20 protein-coding genes are annotated in these 17,574 nt (G+C 74.3%); 10 read left to right on the top strand and 10 right to left on the bottom strand.

The genetic code is table 11. From position 1 onward, the window contains the following. Positions 1 to 238: 238 nt before the first annotated feature. Complete coding sequence (locus NMK34_RS30955; protein WP_369752275.1) at positions 239 to 313, top strand: 50S ribosomal protein bL37; 75 nt, start codon at positions 239 to 241, stop codon at positions 311 to 313. 81 nt (positions 314 to 394) lie between these two features. Here NMK34_RS30955 and rsrA read toward each other — a convergent pair whose 3' ends face one another. The 5 genes from rsrA to NMK34_RS25880 all read right to left on the bottom strand — a co-directional run bounded on the left by rsrA (position 395) and on the right by NMK34_RS25880 (position 3,749). Next, a complete protein-coding gene (gene rsrA / locus NMK34_RS25860) occupies positions 395 to 682 on the bottom strand; it encodes a mycothiol system anti-sigma-R factor (RefSeq protein WP_135241896.1) in 288 nt (95 codons plus the stop codon). Positions 683 to 684: 2 nt separating this feature from the next. Continuing rightward, positions 685 to 1,494: a sigma-70 family RNA polymerase sigma factor gene (locus NMK34_RS25865; RefSeq protein WP_013288373.1), complete on the bottom strand. Its 810-nt coding sequence runs from the start codon at positions 1,492 to 1,494 to the stop codon at positions 685 to 687. A gap of 229 nt (positions 1,495 to 1,723) precedes the next feature. Further along, a complete protein-coding gene (locus NMK34_RS25870) occupies positions 1,724 to 2,335 on the bottom strand; it encodes an alpha/beta family hydrolase (RefSeq protein WP_318335569.1) in 612 nt (203 codons plus the stop codon). Positions 2,336 to 2,435: 100 nt separating this feature from the next. Next, complete coding sequence (locus tag NMK34_RS25875; RefSeq protein WP_318335570.1) at positions 2,436 to 2,828, bottom strand: WhiB family transcriptional regulator; 393 nt, start codon at positions 2,826 to 2,828, stop codon at positions 2,436 to 2,438. A gap of 213 nt (positions 2,829 to 3,041) precedes the next feature. After that, the gene (locus tag NMK34_RS25880; protein WP_318335571.1) at positions 3,042 to 3,749 is read right to left on the bottom strand and encodes an SOS response-associated peptidase; all 708 of its coding nucleotides are present in this window, start codon (positions 3,747 to 3,749) and stop codon (positions 3,042 to 3,044) included. Positions 3,750 to 3,851: 102 nt separating this feature from the next. Between NMK34_RS25880 and aroA the strand changes: the two genes are divergently transcribed. The 4 genes from aroA to NMK34_RS25900 all read left to right on the top strand — a co-directional run bounded on the left by aroA (position 3,852) and on the right by NMK34_RS25900 (position 8,153). Continuing rightward, positions 3,852 to 5,153, top strand: a complete 1,302-nt coding sequence (aroA, locus tag NMK34_RS25885; protein WP_318335572.1) for a 3-phosphoshikimate 1-carboxyvinyltransferase — start codon at positions 3,852 to 3,854, stop codon at positions 5,151 to 5,153. Positions 5,154 to 5,315: 162 nt separating this feature from the next. Continuing rightward, positions 5,316 to 6,251 (top strand): ribosome small subunit-dependent GTPase A, encoded by a 936-nt coding sequence (gene rsgA / locus NMK34_RS25890; protein WP_318335573.1) that lies wholly within the window; start codon positions 5,316 to 5,318, stop codon positions 6,249 to 6,251. A gap of 60 nt (positions 6,252 to 6,311) precedes the next feature. Next, positions 6,312 to 7,130 carry a histidinol-phosphatase gene (gene hisN / locus NMK34_RS25895; RefSeq protein WP_318335574.1) on the top strand — a complete coding sequence of 273 codons (819 nt, stop codon included), beginning with the start codon at positions 6,312 to 6,314 and terminating at the stop codon, positions 7,128 to 7,130. A gap of 60 nt (positions 7,131 to 7,190) precedes the next feature. Further along, complete coding sequence (locus NMK34_RS25900; RefSeq protein ID WP_318336426.1) at positions 7,191 to 8,153, top strand: hypothetical protein; 963 nt, start codon at positions 7,191 to 7,193, stop codon at positions 8,151 to 8,153. Here the strand turns inward: NMK34_RS25900 and NMK34_RS25905 are convergent. Next, a complete protein-coding gene (locus NMK34_RS25905; protein ID WP_318335575.1) occupies positions 8,039 to 9,304 on the bottom strand; it encodes a glycosyltransferase in 1,266 nt (421 codons plus the stop codon). The genes NMK34_RS25900 and NMK34_RS25905 overlap by 115 nt on opposite strands. Positions 9,305 to 9,496: 192 nt before the next feature. Here NMK34_RS25905 and NMK34_RS25910 point away from each other — a divergent pair, with 192 nt between their 5' ends. The 3 genes from NMK34_RS25910 to NMK34_RS25920 all read left to right on the top strand — a co-directional run bounded on the left by NMK34_RS25910 (position 9,497) and on the right by NMK34_RS25920 (position 11,876). Then, entirely contained in the window at positions 9,497 to 10,495 is a 999-nt protein-coding gene (locus NMK34_RS25910; RefSeq protein WP_318335576.1) for an SDR family oxidoreductase, read from the top strand. Positions 10,496 to 10,551: 56 nt separating this feature from the next. Further along, positions 10,552 to 11,223 carry an ATP-binding protein gene (locus tag NMK34_RS25915; protein WP_318335577.1) on the top strand — a complete coding sequence of 224 codons (672 nt, stop codon included), beginning with the start codon at positions 10,552 to 10,554 and terminating at the stop codon, positions 11,221 to 11,223. A gap of 80 nt (positions 11,224 to 11,303) precedes the next feature. Then, positions 11,304 to 11,876 (top strand): DUF5709 domain-containing protein, encoded by a 573-nt coding sequence (locus tag NMK34_RS25920; protein ID WP_174533914.1) that lies wholly within the window; start codon positions 11,304 to 11,306, stop codon positions 11,874 to 11,876. Between the two features lie 4 nt (positions 11,877 to 11,880). Here the strand turns inward: NMK34_RS25920 and NMK34_RS25925 are convergent, their stop codons facing one another. Both NMK34_RS25925 and macS read right to left on the bottom strand, forming a co-directional pair. After that, entirely contained in the window at positions 11,881 to 12,513 is a 633-nt protein-coding gene (locus tag NMK34_RS25925; RefSeq protein ID WP_318336427.1) for a response regulator transcription factor, read from the bottom strand. 11 nt (positions 12,514 to 12,524) lie between these two features. Next, the gene (macS, locus tag NMK34_RS25930) at positions 12,525 to 13,646 is read right to left on the bottom strand and encodes a MacS family sensor histidine kinase (RefSeq protein ID WP_318335578.1); all 1,122 of its coding nucleotides are present in this window, start codon (positions 13,644 to 13,646) and stop codon (positions 12,525 to 12,527) included. Between the two features lie 115 nt (positions 13,647 to 13,761). Between macS and NMK34_RS25935 the strand changes: the two genes are divergently transcribed. Further along, a complete protein-coding gene (locus tag NMK34_RS25935; RefSeq protein WP_318335579.1) occupies positions 13,762 to 14,229 on the top strand; it encodes an ATP-binding protein in 468 nt (155 codons plus the stop codon). Between the two features lie 10 nt (positions 14,230 to 14,239). On the opposite strand, the gene NMK34_RS25940 is transcribed toward NMK34_RS25935, so the two are convergent. Next, a complete protein-coding gene (locus NMK34_RS25940; protein ID WP_194800484.1) occupies positions 14,240 to 15,178 on the bottom strand; it encodes a ribose-phosphate diphosphokinase in 939 nt (312 codons plus the stop codon). A 64-nt stretch (positions 15,179 to 15,242) separates the two neighbouring features. On the opposite strand from NMK34_RS25940, the gene glpK reads away from it, so the two are divergent. Continuing rightward, on the top strand, positions 15,243 to 16,727 hold the full coding sequence (glpK, locus tag NMK34_RS25945) for a glycerol kinase GlpK (protein WP_318335580.1): 1,485 nt from the start codon (positions 15,243 to 15,245) through the stop codon (positions 16,725 to 16,727). Between the two features lie 3 nt (positions 16,728 to 16,730). On the opposite strand, the gene NMK34_RS25950 is transcribed toward glpK, so the two are convergent. Next, positions 16,731 to 17,564: a phosphoribosylaminoimidazolesuccinocarboxamide synthase gene (locus tag NMK34_RS25950; RefSeq protein WP_318335581.1), complete on the bottom strand. Its 834-nt coding sequence runs from the start codon at positions 17,562 to 17,564 to the stop codon at positions 16,731 to 16,733. Positions 17,565 to 17,574: the final 10 nt, after the last annotated feature.

Here is a 17,574-nt window from a genome sequence, read left to right on the forward strand (position 1 = left end):
CTCGCGGCCCTCCCTCTCCCCGACAGCTCCCCGACAATCCTGCGAACGGTATCCAATCATGACGCCGGTCACGCCGGGCCGCGCACCACCGGGCCGCGATCCGCCCCGCCGCGCCCCGGCGGGCGGTGACGGCACTAGCATCGTGCGGGTCGGCCACCGGCGAGCCCGGTGTGCCGCACCGCGACCTCCGCCGCGCCCCGCCGCGGACGGAACCGTGACCAGCACAAGGAGGCAGAGCATGGCGAAGAAGGCCCGTAAGAAGAAGGCCCGCAAGAAGAGCAGCGCCAACCACGGCAAGCGCCCCAACTCCTGATCATCCGATCAGGCGGCGCAGTCGCCGGACAGCGCGACGGCCCGGGTCCGTGATCGGACCCGGGCCGTCTCGCGTCGTTCGTCAGTCGGCCAGTTCGCGGGACTCGGTGGTCTCGAAGACCACCAGCTCGGTCAGCCGCAGGCGCAGCCGCTCCCGCAGCTTCTCCGGGGCCGCCTCGTTGCCGCAGCACCGGGCGACGAGCGCCTTGACCTCCTGCTCGATGCCGTACTCGCGCAGGCACGGCCCGCACTCGTCCAGGTGGTGCCGGATCAGCACCCGGCGCTCCTCGGCGCACTCCAGGTCGAGGTAGAGGTAGACCTCGGCGAGGACCTCGTGGCAGTCCGTCTCGTGCGGTTGTCCACAGCTCACGGTCACACCTCCCGGCCGGCGGCGGCGGTCGAACCCTTCTTCGACGAGGCGGCGCTGAAACCCCGCTCCGCCGCGTACTGCTCCAGCAGCTTCCGCAGATTACGTCGGCCACGGTGCAGACGGGACATCACGGTGCCGATCGGCGTGCCCATGATGTCGGCGACCTCCTTGTACGAGAAGCCCTCGACGTCGGTCAGGTAGACGGCCAGGCGGAACTCCTCCGGCAACTGCTGGAGGGCCTCCTTGACGTCGCTGTCCGGCAGCCGGTCGAGCGCCTCCGTCTCGGCCGAGCGCAGGCCGCTGGACGTGTGCGACTCGGCCTCGGCGAGCTGCCAGTCGGTGATCTCCTCGGTCGGCGCCTGAATGGGCTGGCGCTGCCGCTTGCGGTAGGTGTTGATGTAGGTGTTGGTCAGGATCCGGTAGAGCCAGGCCTTCAGGTTCGTGCCCTGCTCGAACTGGTGGAAGGCGGCGTACGCCTTCAGGTACGTCTCCTGAACCAGGTCCTCCGCGTCCGCCGGGTTGCGGGTCATCCGCAGCCCGGCAGCGTAGAGCTGATCGACGAAGGGCATCGCGTCCCGCTCGAAGCGGGCCCTGCGCTCGTCCGTCTTCTCGGTGGTCAACCGCACATCCCCTCGCGTCGGATGCTTTCCCGCCGAGGATACGCGTACCCACCTACCGGCAGATTCACTTCCGGAGTGTGTGCCGGTGCTCACGACCGACGCCGCCGCGGGCCACTCCGGCGCGTCGAGCAGCCGCCGGAGCTGGCGCTCGTCCCGTTCGTCCCGTTCCCGGCTCCGTGTCTCGATCGGCACCGGTCACCCCCCTCGCGATGGCTCTGTCGTCGTCCACAGGAAGACAACGCGAGTTGTGGGGCGTGGCATTCCTCCGGCCCCACCCGATCCTGGTCCCGGCCTCGGCCGCGACCGACGCTGGGACCAGGAAGGGCCTGGGAGGGTGGCCCCGGCGCGCCCGAACCGGGCGGCCGGCACCAACCGGTGCAACGACCCGCCGCGCCGGACGGTCACGGCGCACGCCGCCCGGTCAGGACGACCACTCGTGTACGCGCAGCCAGTCCCGCACCACGGCGGCCGTACCGGCCGGATCGCGGCGCAGGTCGTGGCGCTCCCCCGGCCGGACCACCACCTCGATGCCGGGGCCCGGCTCGGGCACGCCGAACGGGTCCCGGTCGCCGTTGACGACGAGCGTGGGCAGCCCGGTGAGCAGTTCGCCGGCCCGGGAGCGTTCCGGTCGTCCCGGCGGGTGCAGCGGGAACGCCAGCGCGACGACTCCGGCCGCGCCGACGGCGGTGGCGGTACGGCAGGCCACCCGGGCGCCGCTGGACCGGCCGCCGACCACCCAGTGGCGCACCAGCGGGGCACGTCGGCGCAGGTCGGCCAGGACCGCCGTCCACGCCTCGTCGAGGTGCCCGGCGGGAGCGGGCGCGCGTCGCCCGGCGACCCGGTACGGCTGGGTCACCAGGGCCACCCCGGCCCCGGCGGCGAGCACCGCGTCCCGCACCGCGGTCAGGTCGGGCGCGTCCACGTCACCACCGGCGCCGTGCCCGAGCACCAGCACCGTGGTGGCGTCGGCGGGTGTGTCGAAGCGGAGCCGGGCGGGTCCGCGTGGGGTGTCGATCTCGTCGTCGTGCCGCACCGGCCCATTCTGCGCGGACCGGTGCGCCCGCCGGTGGTCCGGCGCGGAAACGCCGACGTCGCCCGCGGCCTGCCGGAGCGGGCCACGGGCGACGTCGGGATCAGCTCAGCGGGACCAGCGTGAGCAGGCGGTCGCGCACCGGCGGACCGGCGTCGTCGAACGCGTCCGGATCCGGCTGCACCTCGCTGCGCCAGGCCACCAGCATGGCGCGCCGCTCACGCGGCGTGGTGCCGCCCCAGACGCCGTGGCAGTCGCCCACCTCAAGCGCCCAGGCCAGGCAGGAGCCCTGGACGTCGCAGGTGCGGCAGAGCGCCACCGCCGCGTCGGCCGGTTCGTTCGGTGCCGGAAAGAACGTCTCCGGATCGACGTTCTGACAGGTGCCCCTGGTGCGCCACGCGTCGTCCTGGCGTCGTTCGCTCAGCGCCCGCAGCAGTCGCGGATCGCGCCGTGCGGCGGCTACCTCGTGCGGACGCGGCATACGTGCCCGTGTCAATACACCCACCTCCCCCGTGGGAACCGGCGTAGATCTCTCACAAGATCGATGGGTGTCATCCGCCCCGTGCGAACAGACGCCCATCACCGGCGCTGTGTTCTATCGCATTCGAATACGTAAGGACAAGGGTCTTCAATGAAACTGACTGAACGTCCGGGCGACTTTTCCGGCCCAACCCCGGCAAACGGGGCACGCGAATGTGGCGGAGCGTGATCAGAACAGCGTCGGTCCGGTTGCCGTCCCGGCACCCGCCGGAGCCACCGCGGCGACCAGCTCCGGGCCGTCGTTGCGGACGTCGCCGACAGCCCGGGACACGGGCCGGATCTCCAGCCCGGCGAGCAGGCCGGCGTCCGGCGGCGCGAGCAGTTCCGCCGGCTCCTCGGCCGGGCCGAGCCACTCCGCCCAGCGCTCCGGCGACAGCAGCAGCGGCATCCGGTCGTGCACCTCGGCCAGCTCGCTGGTCGCGGCGGTGGTGAGCACGCTGAACGTGAGCCGAGCCGCACCGGCCGACTCCCAGACCGACCAGATGCCGGCGAAGGCCAGGACCGAGCCGTCCCGCGGGGTCATGAAGTAGGGCTGGCGCCCGCCGTCGGCGAGGCGGACCCACTCGTACCACCCGTCGGCGGGGACCAGGCAGCGGCGGCGGGCGAAGGACGACGCGTACGCCCGGCTGGTGGCCACCGTCTCGGCCCGCGCGTTGATCATGCGGGCGGCCCCGGCGGCGCTGCGCGACCACTGCGGGAGCAGGCCCCAGCGGCCGAGGGAGAGCAGTCGATGACCGTCCGGGGCGAGCCGGACCAGCGGCACCGGGTCGGTCGGCGCGACGTTGTAGTCCGGCGTCACCCCACCGGTCTCGTCGGCCGACTCGAACAGCCCGCTCAGGTCGGCGGCGCTCCGGGTCGTGGCGTACCTCCCGCACATGGCGCCCACGCTAGCCGCATCCGGACGTTCCGGCTGTCCCGCCCAACGGGAGCAGGGGCGGCGGACGGTTCCACCGGCCCGCGAGCTTGGCAGAATGTAACGGTGAGCAATCCGACCGCGACGCGTCCGCCGCAGCAGTGGACCGCGCCGACCGCGAGCGACCCGGTCGCCGCGACGCTGCGCCTGCCCGGCTCCAAGTCGATGACCGCCCGGGCCCTGGTGCTCGCCGCGCTCGCCGGCGGGCCGTCGACACTCGCCCGGCCGCTGCGCGCCCGGGACACCGAACTGATGGCCGGTGGCCTGCGCGCGCTCGGCGCCCACATGTCGATCTCGGACGACGACCGCTGGCTGGTCCGCCCCTACCCGCTGGCCGGTCCGGCGCACGTCGACGTCGGCCTGGCCGGCACCGTGATGCGGTTCCTGCCCCCGGTGGCCGGGCTGGCCGCCGGGCGGGTCACGTTCGACGGCGACCCGCACGCCCGGACCCGCCCGCTCGGGCCGCTGATCGGCGCGCTGCGCGCGCTCGGCGTCCGGATCGACGCGCCACCGGCCGGCAGCCTGCCGCTCGTCGTGCTCGGCGCGGGCCGGGTGACCGGCGGCGACGTGGTGATCGACGCCTCCGCGTCCAGCCAGCTCGTCTCCGGGCTGCTGCTGGCCGCGCCGCGCTTCGACAGGGGCGTCGTGGTCCGGCATGTGGGACCACCGGTGCCGTCCGCGCCGCACGTGCGGATGACGGTGCAGATGCTGCGCGCCGCCGGCGCCGCCGTGGACGACACCACGCCCGACGTCTGGACGGTCGAGCCGGGCCCGCTGTCCGGGCGCGGCTGGGAGATCGAACCGGACCTGTCCGGCGCGGCGCCGTTCTTCGCCGCCGCGCTGGTCACCGGCGGCGAGGTGACGCTGCAGGGCTGGCCGCGCAGCAGCCTCCAGCCGGTCGAGCGGCTCCGGGAGCTGCTGCACCGGATGGGCGGTGAGGTGAGCCTCGGCACCGACGGCCTGACCGTGCGCGGCACCGGCACGGTGCGCGGGCTCGACGCCGACCTCTCCGACGTCGGCGAGCTGACCCCGGTGCTGACCGCGCTCACGCTGCTCGCCGACGGCCCGTCCCGGCTCACCGGCATCGGCCACATCCGCGGCCACGAGACCGACCGGGTCACCGCGCTCGCCAAGGAGTTCACCGCGCTCGGCGCGGACATCACCGAGACCCGCGACGGACTGGACATCCGGCCACGCCCGCTGCGCGGCGGGACGTTCCGCACGTACGCCGACCACCGGATGGCGCACGCGGCGGCGGTGGCCGGGCTCGCCGTCCCCGGCATCGAGGTCGACGACGTGGCGTGCACCTCCAAGACCATGCCGGAGTTCCCGGCACTATGGTCGGGGATGGTGACCGGCAAGAACTGACAGCGGGGGGACGTCCTGGCGACGAAGCGGCGCGAGTACGACGAGGACGACGTCCGGGTACGACCGGGCCGGTCGTCGCGCCCGCGTACGCGCACCCGGCCCCGGCACGCCGACGCCGTCGACGGGTTCGTCATCGCCGTCGACCGGGGCCGCTACACCTGCGTGCTCCCCGGCGCCGGGCCGGACGCACCGCTCGTGACCGCCATGCGCGCCCGTGAGCTGGGACGCAAGTCGGTGGTGGTGGGCGACCGGGTGGGGCTGGTCGGGGACACCTCCGGGGCGGCGGGCGCGCTGGCCCGCATCGTGCGCATCGCCGAGCGGACCTCGGTGCTGCGGCGTACCGCCGACGACGACGAGACCACCGCCGAGGGGCGGCTGGAACGGGTGGTGGTCGCCAACGCCGACCAGCTGGTGATCGTCAGCGCGCTCGCCGACCCGCCGCCGCGTACCGGATTCATCGACCGCTGCCTGGTGGCCGCGTACGACGCCGGCATCGAGCCACTGCTCTGCCTCACCAAGGCCGACCTGGCCGGCCCGGAGGCGGTGCTCGGCTACTACACCGAGCTGGAGCTGCCGTACGTGCTGATCCGCCCGGACTCCGACCTGGCCGCGCTGCGGGCGCTGCTCGCCGGCCGGATCTCGGTGATGGTGGGTCACTCCGGCGTGGGCAAGTCGACGCTCGTCAACCGCCTCGTCCCGGACGCCGAACGGGCGGTGGGCACGGTCAGCGCGATCGGCCGGGGCCGGCACACCTCGACCAGCGCCGTGGCGCTGCGGCTGCCGGCCGAGCCCGCCGCCGACGGCGACACCGGCTGGATCGTCGACACCCCGGGGGTACGCAGCTTCGGGCTGGCCCACGTGTCCGCCGAGAGCCTGCTGCACGGCTTCCCGGATCTGGTCGAGGCGACGGTGGACTGCCCGGCCAACTGCCCGCACACCGCCGACGAGGCGGACTGCGCGCTCGACGCCTGGGTGGCCGCCGGGAAGGCGGACGCGCGCCGGCTCGCCTCGTACCGCCGGTTGCTGGCCTCCCGCAGCGGCGAGGGCGACCCGCGCGAGCCGGAGCGCAACCCCGGCGATCCGCTCGCCGGATCCTGACCGGCGGACCGGCGGCGACCCGCCGTCGCCGGCCGGGCCGCCGCCACTAGCGTGTCCGTCATGACCGGGTACGCCGACGACCTCGCCCTCGCCCACCTGCTCGCCGACGCCGCGGACGCCGTCTCCTCGGCCCGGTTCCGCGCGCTCGACCTGCGCGTCGAGTCCAAGCCGGACCTGACCCCGGTCTCCGACGCGGACACCGCCGTGGAGCGGGAGATCCGCGCGCTGCTGGCCGCCCACCGTCCCGGCGACGGCCTGCTCGGCGAGGAGTACGGCGAGCAGCCGCCGGCCGGCCCGGACGGGCGACGCTGGGTGATCGACCCGATCGACGGCACGAAGAACTTCGTCCGGGGCGTACCCGTCTGGGCCACGCTGATCGCGTTGCTGGAGCACGACCGGCCGGTGCTCGGCCTGGTCTCCGCCCCGGCGCTGGGCCGCCGCTGGTGGGGCGCGCTCGGCGCGGGCGCGTTCGCCGGCACCGGCCCGGCGGACGGCACGCCGATCCGGGTCTCCGGCGTGACGGCGCTCGGCGACGCGAGCTTCTGCTACTCGTCGCTGACCGGGTGGGAGCAGGCCGGGCGGCTGGACGCGGTGCTCCAGCTCATGCGCGACACCTGGCGCAGCCGCGCGTACGGCGACTTCTACGGCTACATGCTGCTGGCCGAGGGTGCACTGGACGTGATGGTGGAGCCGGAGCTGTCGCTGTGGGACATCGCCGCGCTGGTCCCGATCGTCACCGAGGCGGGCGGAGTCGTCACGGACCTGGCCGGACGGCCCGCGCCGGCCGGCACCGACTCCGCCGACATCAGCGCCGTGGCCAGCAACGGGGCGCTGCACGACGACATCCTGGCCCGGCTCGGCCGTCCAGCCGAGCGCTGACCCCGGGGGAGCCTCTATCCTCGCCAGGTGGTTTCCTCCGGTTGGTGCTTCCTGGCGGCGATGATCATCGCGTACGGCTTCGCCAACCTCCTCCAGTCGGTCGCGGCCGCGCGGACCACGGTGCACCACACGTTCGACCCGGGGCTGCTGCTGCGCCTGGCCGGGCACCGGACGTACCTGATCGGCCTGACCTGCCAGGTCGTCGGCTTCGTGCTGGCCTTCCTGGCCCGCCGCGACCTGCCGTTGTTCCTGGTCCAGGCCAGCGTGGCGGCCGGGCTCGGGGTGACCGCCGTCCTCGGCGTGCTGGTGCTCAAGTGGCGGCTGCCCGCGGCCGAGGTGGTACTGCTGGTGCTGTTGTTCGCCGGCATCACCGCGCTCGTGCTCTCCGCCCAGCCGGCGCCGTCACGGCAGCTCGGCACCGCCGGGCTGGTCGGCCTGGCCGTGGCGGTGGTCGCGATCGCCGCCTCCGGCTTCTTCGCCGCCCGGCTGCACGGCGCGCTCGGGTCGGTGGTGCTCGGCTCGCTGGCCGGGATGGCGTTCTCCGCCGCGGCGGTGGCGGCCCGCCCGCTCGCCTCGGCCGGATCGGTCGAGGCGTTCCTCCGCGACCCGCTGCTCTACCTGCTGATCGTCCACTCGCTGATCGGCCAGCTTCTGCTCGGGCTGGCCATGCAGCGGGGGTCGACCACGGCGGCGGTGGCCGCGATGGACGCCGCCGGCGCCGTACCAGCCGCGATCGTCGGCCTGCTGCTGCTCAACGACAAGATCTGGCCCGGCCGGGAGTGGCTGGCCGGGCTCGGCTTCCTGGTGACGCTCGCGGCGGTGGTCGGCCTGACCCGGTACGCCGAACCGCAGCACCACCACAGCGGCGCCCGCCAGAAGGCGATGGCGGGCGCCGCGATGGTGCCGGTTCAGGCGGCCTCCGGTCCGCGTTCGGAGACGACCACCTCGACCGGCGGCGTCGCCTCGACCGGCGTCGGCTCGATCGGGGTGGCCGGGCGGCGCCGTCCGATCACCCGCTCGTAGAGGCGCTCCAGCGCGGCGGCGGTCCGTTCCCAGGTGTAGCTGCACCGGACCCGGTCCACGGCGGCGTGCCCGTACGCGAACCGCCCGGCGTTGTCGGACAGCAGCCGGCGCAGCGTGACCCCGAGCGTGCGGACGTCACCCGGCGGCACCAGCTTGCCGGTCACCTCGTCCACCACCGCGTCGGCGATGCCGCCCATGGCGTAGCCGACCACCGGTACGCCGCAGGCCATCGCCTCCAGCGACACCCGCCCGGCTGACGCGTAGTGCGGGGTGCAGGCCACCACGTCGGCGGAGCGGTACCAGGTGGCCATCTGGTCGTGCGGCACCGCGCCGACCAGCTTCACCTGCTCCGCCACCCCCGCCCGCTCGGCCAGCTCGCGCAGCCGGCGCGCCTCGGCGTGCCCGTCCAGCCGCTCGGGCGGCGGACCGCCGGCGATCACCAGCTCCGCGTCACCGACCAGCCGCATCGCCCGGATCAGGTCGTCCTGGCCGTGTCCGGGCGCGAGCCCGCCGACGGAGAGGATCCGGGCCCGCTGGTCCCGGGGAGCCGCCTCGCCGTCCGGGTGGAACTGGCCGGTGTCCACGCCGGTCGGCACCATCGCCACCGCCGTGCGTTGCAGGCCCATCCGGGTCAGCTCGTCGACCTCGTCGTTGCACTGGGCCACCGCCACGTCCACGGCCCGGGTCAGCGCCCGCTCCAGCGGAATGCGCTCCCCCGGCCCGGTGTACCCGCGGCCGAGATGCCGCAGCTGCTCCACGCCGAGCGAGTGGAACGTCTGCACCACCGGGATGTCCGTGGCGCGGACCGCGTGCGCGGCGGCCAGACCGCCGACCCAGTAGTGCCCGTGTACCACGTCGGGGGTCCAGTCCCCGGCCCACTGCCCGGCCAGCCAGCGGCCGTACTCGGCGACGAACGGGACCAGCTCGGCGGTGGAGAGCATGTCGGGCGGGCCGACCGGGACACGTTCCACCCGGTAGCCGTCGAGTTCGGTCAGGGCGGGCTGGGCGGACGCGGCACGGCGCTCGTAGACGCGGACGTCATGGCCCCGGGCGGCGAGTTCCGCCGCCACGCGCGCAATGTGCTCCTGCGTCCCGACGGTGGGACCGTCGGTGGACGAGCCGGCGTGCGCGCATACAAGGCCGACGCGCATGGTGCACCTCCATGCGTTTCTCGCGAACGGGGTCTCCGGTCAGAGCGTCCCATTAACCCAGGTCCGGTGCGCCCAAACCTGACAGATCGGGGTCACCCGGCCAGTGCGTCCCGTGGGCGGGACAGCCGACCGATGTCGATCACCGGCGAAAACGGTCGGCATGACCGCCCCGGCCGGGGGTACCGACGGGGAATGCCGCTGACCCGCAGCCTCTCCGACGCCACAGTCGTCATCACCGGCGCCTCCAGCGGGATCGGCGCGGCCACCGCGTACGCGCTGGCCCGCCGGGGTGCCGACGTGGTGCTGGCCGCCCGGACCGAGTCCGCGCTGCGCCGGGTCGCGTCGTTCTGCCGGGAACTGGGCGGGCGGGCCCTGGTGGTGCCGACCGACGTGACCGACCCGGAGGCGGTGGAGCGGCTGGCGGGGCGGGCGGTGGCCGAGTTCGGCCGGATCGACGCCTGGATCAACAACGCGGCGGTGGGCACCGTCGGGCTGTTCGACGAGATCCCGGTGGCCGAGTTCCGCCGGGTGGTGGACGTGAACCTGCTCGGCGCCGTGTACGGGACGCGCGCCGCGCTGCCCTGGCTCGACGCGGCCGGCGGCGGGGTGCTCGTGAACAACGCCTCGGTCCTAGCCGAGGTGGCGATGCCGTACCAGTCGGCGTACAACGCGACGAAGCACGCGATCCGCGGTCTGGCCGACACGGTCCGGCAGGAGCTGCGGGTGACCGGCCGGGGCACCATCTCGATCTGCACCGTGCTGCCCGCCACCATCGACACGCCGTTCTTCCGGCACGCCGCCAACCACTCCGGCCGGGAGCTGACCCCACCGCCGCCGGTGTACCCGCCGGAGATGGTCGCCGAGACGATCGTCAAGCTGCTGCGGCGGCCTCGGCGCGAGGCGTACGCGGGCGGCGCGGCCCGGCTGATCGGGCTCCAGTGGCGGCTCGCCCCGGCGCTGGCCGAGCGGGTGCTGGGCTGGTACACCGCGCGCACCCAGTTCGGCCCCGGTGTACGCGCCGACTCGACCGGCGCGGTCTTCACGCCGGACGCGGCGGCGGAGCGGACCGACGGGTGGTCCGGCCGGCGCGGTCAGGTGCTCCGGCTGACCGCGGCGGTCGGGCTGGCCGCCGGCACGGCTGTCGGCACGGTGGCGGCGCTCAGCCGCCGGTCGCGGGCCGGCCGGCCGTGAGTCCCGTCGACCGGACCGGTGCGCGGGTGCGGACCGAGGTGCACAATGGGGCGATCATGCCGACGGATGCGCGTTGCCTGGTGGAGACCGACGACTCCTCGCCGACGGTCCGGCTGACCGGGGTGCTCGACCGGTCCGAGGTGGAGGCCGTACGGGACGCGCTGCTCGCCCGGCTGTGGCGGCAGCCCGGGGTGCTGCTCGTGGACCTGTCCGCGGTGCGGATCCCCGATCCGGTGGCACGCGACGCGCTGGACGAGGTCTGCCGGGCGGTCGACGACTGGCCCGCCGCGCGGCTGCTGCTCGACCCGGACGGGCCGCCACCGGACGCGCCGCCCGACCCGCTCGACGCCGAGCTGCCCCCGGTGGCCGAGGCGGCCCGCGAGGCACGGGTGCTGGTGACCGGCGGCTGCGCCAGGTGGGGACTGCCGGAGCTGGCCGAGCCGGCCTGCATCGCGGTCACCGAGATGGTCAACAACGTGGTGGCACACGCGGTCACGCCGATGACGCTCCGGCTGGCCCCGCGCGGCGGCGCGCTGCATGTCGCGGTCCGGGACCACTCGACCGGGCGGCCCGCGTACGGCGGTCCGGCGCCGGTGGACTCGGTGGGCGGGCGAGGGCTGCTGCTCATCGACACGGTGGCCCGGCGCTGGGGCAGCACGGCGCTGCCCGACGGCAAGGTGGTGTGGTGCGTGCTGTACGCCGAGGACGAGGCGGCGTACCGCAACTGAGGTGCCGTTTCGCCCCGTTGCTCCCGATCCACCCGGCCGGACGCGGTTAGGGCGGGGAGCGCAGTGGGTAGTTCCCGGGCATGCGCGACGACGAGTACCCCACCCCCGTGTCCGATCCCGAGGCGGCGGGCCTGCCCGACACCGCCGACGACGACTCCACCGCGAACGACGACGTGCTGACCGGGCGCGAGGCGGACGGCCCCGAGCCGGCCCAGCTCCCCGGTGACCGCACGCCGGTCGCCGTGGACCAGTTCGGCACCACGGCGGAGGAGCAGCTCGACGGCGAGTCGCTGGACTACAAACTCCAGCGCGAGCAGTACGAGCGCCCCGCCGACGATCCGCTCGCCGGCCCGGTCGACCCGGACATCGCCGCCGAGGCGGACAGCGAGGAGGCCGCCGCGCAGGCCCAGCTCGACGCCGACGTGATCGACCCGGGCCCGGTCTCGGACCCGGACTCCCCGGTATCGGTGTACGACCACGGCCAGCTCGGCACCGTCGCCGACCACCAGGTGGGCCGGCTGGTCGAGCCGGACGAGGGCGCGCACACCGACCAGGAGACCGACAACGTCGCCTACGACGCCGGCGCGGCCGGTGGCGGGGCCAGCGCGGAGGAACTGGCGGTGCACGAGACCCGGCCGCCGGAGGCGCGCTGACCGCTCAGCCGTCCAGGCCCCGCTCGATGGCGTACCGGGTCAGCTCGACCCGGTTGTGCAACTGGAGCTTGCCCAGGGTGTTCTGCACGTGGTTCTGCACGGTCCGGTGCGACAGGCTCAGCCGGTCGGCGATCTGCTTGTAGGACAGCCCCTTGGCGACCAGACGCAGCACCTCGGTCTCCCGTTCGGTGAGCCGGGGTGCGTCGTCGTGCGGGGCGGGCGGTGCCGCAGCCAGCCGCCGGTACTCCCCCAGCACCAGCCCGGCCAGGCCGGGCGTGAACACCGGCTCACCGGCCGCCGTGCGGCGCACCGCGTCCAGGAACTCCGCCGGCGCGGCCGACTTGATCAGGTAGCCGGTGGCGCCGGCCTTGACCGCGTCCAGCACGCCCTGCGGCTCGCCGCTGGCCGAGAGCATGAGCACCCGCACGTCGGGCAGCGCGGCGCGCAGGCCCCGGATCACCTCGACGCCGGAGATGTCGGGCAGCTGGAGGTCGAGCACGACCAGGTCGGGACGGGCCGCCGCGGCCACCCGTACCGCCTGCCGGCCCTCGCCGCTGGTCGCCACCACCTGGTGACCGGCCTCGGTCAGGTCGCGGGCCACGCCCTCGCGCCACATCGGGTGGTCGTCGACCACCATCACCCGGATGCTCACCCGCGGCTCCTCGGCACGACCAGCTCGATCTCGGTGCCGGCGCCGGGCGCGGACGCGATCCGCACCTCGCCGCCCAGGTCCGCCACCCGGCCCCGGATGGACTGCGCCACCCCGAGCCGCCCCTGCGCGGCGGCCTCCGCCAGCCGCCCGTCCGGGATGCCCGGCCCCTCGTCGCGTACCGAGACGGTCACCGTCTCCTCCTCGTCCTCGATCAGCACCCAGGCCCGGCCACCGGCGTGCCGGGCCACGTTGTCCAGCGCCGCGCCGACCGCCGCGCCCAGCTCACCGGCGGTCCGCGCGGGCAACGGCACCGGTGTGGCGGGCGCGGACACCACCACCGTGGCCGAGGCGTACCTGTCGATCAGGTCGCGCAGGTCCTGCTCGTCCCCGCCCGGGTCCGGCGGCGCGCCCGCCCGGCCGATCAGCGCCCGCAGCGCCGCCTCCTGCTCGCCGGCCAGCCGGGCCAGCTCGGCCGCCTCGCCGTCCAGGTCCGCGCCGCGCCGCCGGACCAGCGCGAGCACCTGGAGCACCGAGTCGTGGATGTCGCGGGCCAGCCGTTCCCGCTCGCGGGTGGCCGCCTCCAGTTCCACCGCCCGCTGCAACCGCTCCTCCGCCTGCACCGCCAGCCGCGCCACGTGCCCGACCACCACGCCGGCGAGCAGCATGAGGATCGCCCCGGTCAGCGCGGACGGGCTGATCCGGTCCCGGGTGGCGAGGTCGGCGCCGCCGAGGACGATCGCTGCCACCGCGCCACGTCGCCGCCCGCCGGAGACCGCCCAGGCCAGGACCGGTCCGGCCAGCCAGGCGGCGGTCAGCATCGGCACCCCGGCGGCCAGCGCCGCGCCGCCCACCACCCACGGCGTGACCAGGATGATCGCCAGCACCACGCCGAGGTCGGCCAGGAGCAGCGGCCAGCGCCGCCCGGCCGGACGGCCGTAGCCGGCCGCCGTCACGCCGCTCCACGCGAGCATCGCGAGCAGGACACCGCCCGCGGCGACCGGGTGCGCGTAGCGGTCCGCGTCGCGCAGCACTACCAGTCCGACGTACGCGAGCGCGGCGAAGCGGAACACCGCTATCGATCGCCAGAAGGGGCCCTCGAGGCCGGAGGACGACGGCATGTGGGCCACCCTGTCACAGCCGGTCCAGGGCACCCCGGGCGGTGCGGCCCGAGAAACCCTGACGTACGGTGGAAATGCCGCGAAAGTCGTCGAGAACCATCGTCGGGACGGGGTCATGACAGACGCAGAACTCCCCGCACCGCGTACGGTTGTGCCCATCGAACCTTCCCTGCTTCTCGCCACCGCCTTCGACCAGGCGCAGGTGACCGGGCTGCGGCACTCGGTCACCTCCTGCGCGCACGGTTCCGGCCTGTCCGGCCAACGACTGGACGACTTCGTGCTGGCGGTCAACGAGCTGATCACCAACGCAGTCCGCCACGGCGGCGGGCAGGGCTGGCTGCGGCTCTGGGAGCGGGACGGCGAACTGGTCTGCGAGGTCGCCGACCACGGGCCCGGGATCAGTGAACGGCGACTGCGCGACCGCGAGCGGCCCGCGCCGGACACCGCCGGCGGCTGGGGCCTCTGGCTGGCCAGGGAGCTGAGCGACGCGATGGAGGTGGAGAGCGGCGACGCCGGCACCGTCGTCCGGATCACCGCCGCGCTCGCCACCCGCCAGCCCGTCACCGGCCCGCGGGACGGCTGACCCGCCGCCGTCAGGCGAACAGGGCGCTCACCGACTCCCCGTTGTGGATCCGCCGCATCGCCTCGGCCAGCGCCGGCGCCACCGACAGCACCTCCAGCTTCGGCACCCGCTTCTGGGCCGGGATCGGCACCGTGTTGGTGCAGACGATCTCCAGGACGCCCTCCTGCGCGCTCAGCCGCTCCAGCGCCCCGCTGGAGAACAGGCCGTGCGTACAGGCCAGCCGGATCGAGCGGACCCGCCGCTCGCGCAGGTGCGAGATCAGCTCGATCACCGTGCTGCCCTTGGCGATCTCGTCGTCCAGCACGATCACGTCCCGGTCCGCCACGTCACCGATGATCGTGCTGATCTGCACCCGGTCGTCGCTGAAACGCTGCTTCGCGCCGGCCGCCACCGGCGTGCCGAGCATCCGGGCGAACGCGGCGGCCTCCTTGGCGTTGCCCAGGTCCGGTGAGACCACCACCGCGTTGCTCAGGTCGTACCCCTTGAAGTGGGCGGCCAGCTCGCGCAGCGCGTGCAGGTGGTCCACCGGGACGCTGAAGAAGCCGTGCACCTGCGGCGAGTGCAGCGTCATGGCCAGCACCCGGTCCGCGCCCGCGGAGGTGAGCAGGTCGGCGACGAGGCGACCACCGATGGAGATGCGCGGCGCGTCCTTCTTGTCCGACCGGGCGTACGCGTAGTGCGGCAGCACCACGGTGATCCGCGCGGCCGACGCGCCCCGGGCCGCGTCGATCATGAGCAGCAGCTCGACCAGGTGCTCCTGCACCGGCGGCACCAGCGGCTGGATGAGGAAGACGTCGCGCTCCCGGCAGTTCGCCTGCAACTGCACCTCCAGGCAGTCGTTGGCGAACCGGGACACCCGCACCGGGTGCAACGGGACGTGGAGGTGGGCGCAGATCTCGGCGGCGAGGTCGGGATGGGCCGACCCGCTGAACACGGCAATGTCACGCACGTCTGATGATCGTACGGGCCGCCGGAGGGAGACGGTGGACGCTCGCGGCGGGTACGGTGCTGCCGTGACCGCAGAGTTCGTCGCCGCCATCGACCAGGGCACCACGTCCTCGCGCTGCATCGTCTTCGACCGGGCCGGTGAGATCGTCGCCGTGGCCCAGCGCGAGCACCGGCAGGTCTTCCCCCGGCCCGGCTGGGTGGAGCACGACGCCGAGGAGATCTGGACGAACGTCGAGCACGTGGTGCGCGAGGCGCTGGCCGGCGCCGACATCGGCACCGAGATGCTCGCCGCGGTGGGCATCACCAACCAGCGCGAGACCACTGTGGTGTGGGACCGGGAGACCGGCCGCCCGGTGGCGAACGCGATCGTCTGGCAGGACACCCGCACCGGCCCGCTGCTGCGGGAGCTGACCGAGGCGTACGACGAGGAGCGGCTGCGGGCCCGCACCGGCCTGACCCCGGCCACCTACTTCGCCGGCCCGAAGCTGCGCTGGCTGCTCGACCACGTCGACGGGCTGCGCGAGCGGGCCGAACGCGGCGAGGTGCTGTTCGGCACCATGGACAGCTGGCTGATCTGGAAGCTGACCGGCCGGCACGTCACCGACGTGACGAACGCCAGCCGCACCATGCTGATGGACCTGGAGACGCTCGACTGGGCCCCGGAACTGCTCGACGCGCTGCGCGTCCCGCCCGCCGTACTGCCCGAGATCCGCAGCTCGGCCGAGGTGTACGGCACCGCCCAGGGGGTGCTGGCCGGGGTGCCGGTGGCGAGCGCGCTCGGCGACCAGCAGGCGGCCCTGTTCGGGCAGACCTGCTTCCAGCCCGGCGAGGCCAAGTGCACCTACGGCACCGGCAGCTTCCTGCTGCTCAACACCGGCGCCAGCCCGGTGCCGTCGCGGCACGGCCTGCTCACCACCGTGGCGTACCGGATCGAGGGCCAGCCCGCCGTGTACGCGCTGGAGGGCGCCATCGCGGTCACCGGCTCGCTGGTGCAGTGGCTGCGCGACAACCTCGGCCTGATCTCCTCCGCCCCGCAGGTCGAGGAGCTGGCCCGCACCGTCGACGACAACGGCGGCTGCTACGTGGTGCCGGCCTTCTCCGGCCTGTTCGCCCCGCACTGGCGAAGCGACGCCCGGGGCGTGATCGCCGGGCTGACCGGCTACATCACCAAGGGGCACCTGGCCCGCGCGGTGCTGGAGGCGTCCGCCTTCCAGACCCGGGAGGTGGTGGACGCGATGAACGCCGACTCCGACGTCGCGCTGCGCAGGCTGCGGGTCGACGGCGGGATGACCGGCAACGAGCTGCTCATGCAGTTCCTCGCCGACGTGCTGGACGTACCGGTCGTCCGGTCCCGGATCACCGAGACGACGTGCCTCGGCGCCGCGTACGCCGCCGGCCTGGCCGTCGGGTTCTGGCCCGACCTGGCGACGCTGCGGGAGAAGTGGCGCTCGGACGCGCAGTGGGAGTCGACGATGGACCCGGCGCACCGGGAGCGCGAGCTGCGCCAGTGGCGCAAGGCGGTCCGGCGCACGCTCGACTGGGTCGACTGAGCGTCAGTCCCAGGTGTTGCCGGTGAGCTTCTCGTACACCTCGACGTAGCGGGCCCGGGTCGCCTCGATCACCTCGGCCGGCACCTCGGGCGCGGGCGGCTGCTTGTCCCAGCCGCTCGACGTGGCCCAGTCCCGCACGTACTGCTTGTCGTAGGAGAACTGCGCGCGGCCCGGCTGGTACGACTCGGCCGGCCAGAACCGGGACGAGTCGGAGGTCAGCACCTCGTCGCCGAGCACCAGCGTGCCGCCCGCCGCCCAGCCCAGCTCCAGCTTCGTGTCCGCGATCAGGATGCCCCGCTCGGCGGCGATCTCCGCGCCGCGCCGGTAGACGTCGATGGTGATCTGCCGCAGCCGCTCCGCGACCTCCGGCCCGACCTTGTCCACCACCTGCTCGTACGTGATCGGCTCGTCGTGCTCGCCCTTCGGCGCCTTGGTCGACGGCGTGAAGATCGGCTCGGGCAGGATCGACGCCTCGACCAGGCCGCGGGGCAGCGGCACGCCGGAGACCGAGCCGGTGCGCTGGTATTCGGCGAAGCCGCCGCCGGTCAGGTAGCCCCGGGCCACGCACTCGACCGGCACCATCTCCAGCCGCCGGCAGCGGATCGCCCGGCCGGCGAACTCCGCCGGTACGTCCGTCGCGGAGATCACATGGTTCGGCACCAGGTCGGACAGCTGCTCGAACCACCACAGCGACAGCGCGGTGAGCAGGCGGCCCTTGTCCGGGATCGGGGTCGGCAGCACCACGTCGTAGATGGAGACGCGGTCGGAGGCGACCAGGACCAGGTCCTCGCCGTCGGCGTAGACGTCCCGGACCTTGCCCGAGTGCAGAAGTTCCACGGCGCTAGTA

This window comes from Micromonospora sp. BRA006-A, from assembly GCF_033433935.1.
Taxonomy (GTDB): Bacteria; Actinomycetota; Actinomycetes; order Mycobacteriales; family Micromonosporaceae; genus Micromonospora; species Micromonospora aurantiaca.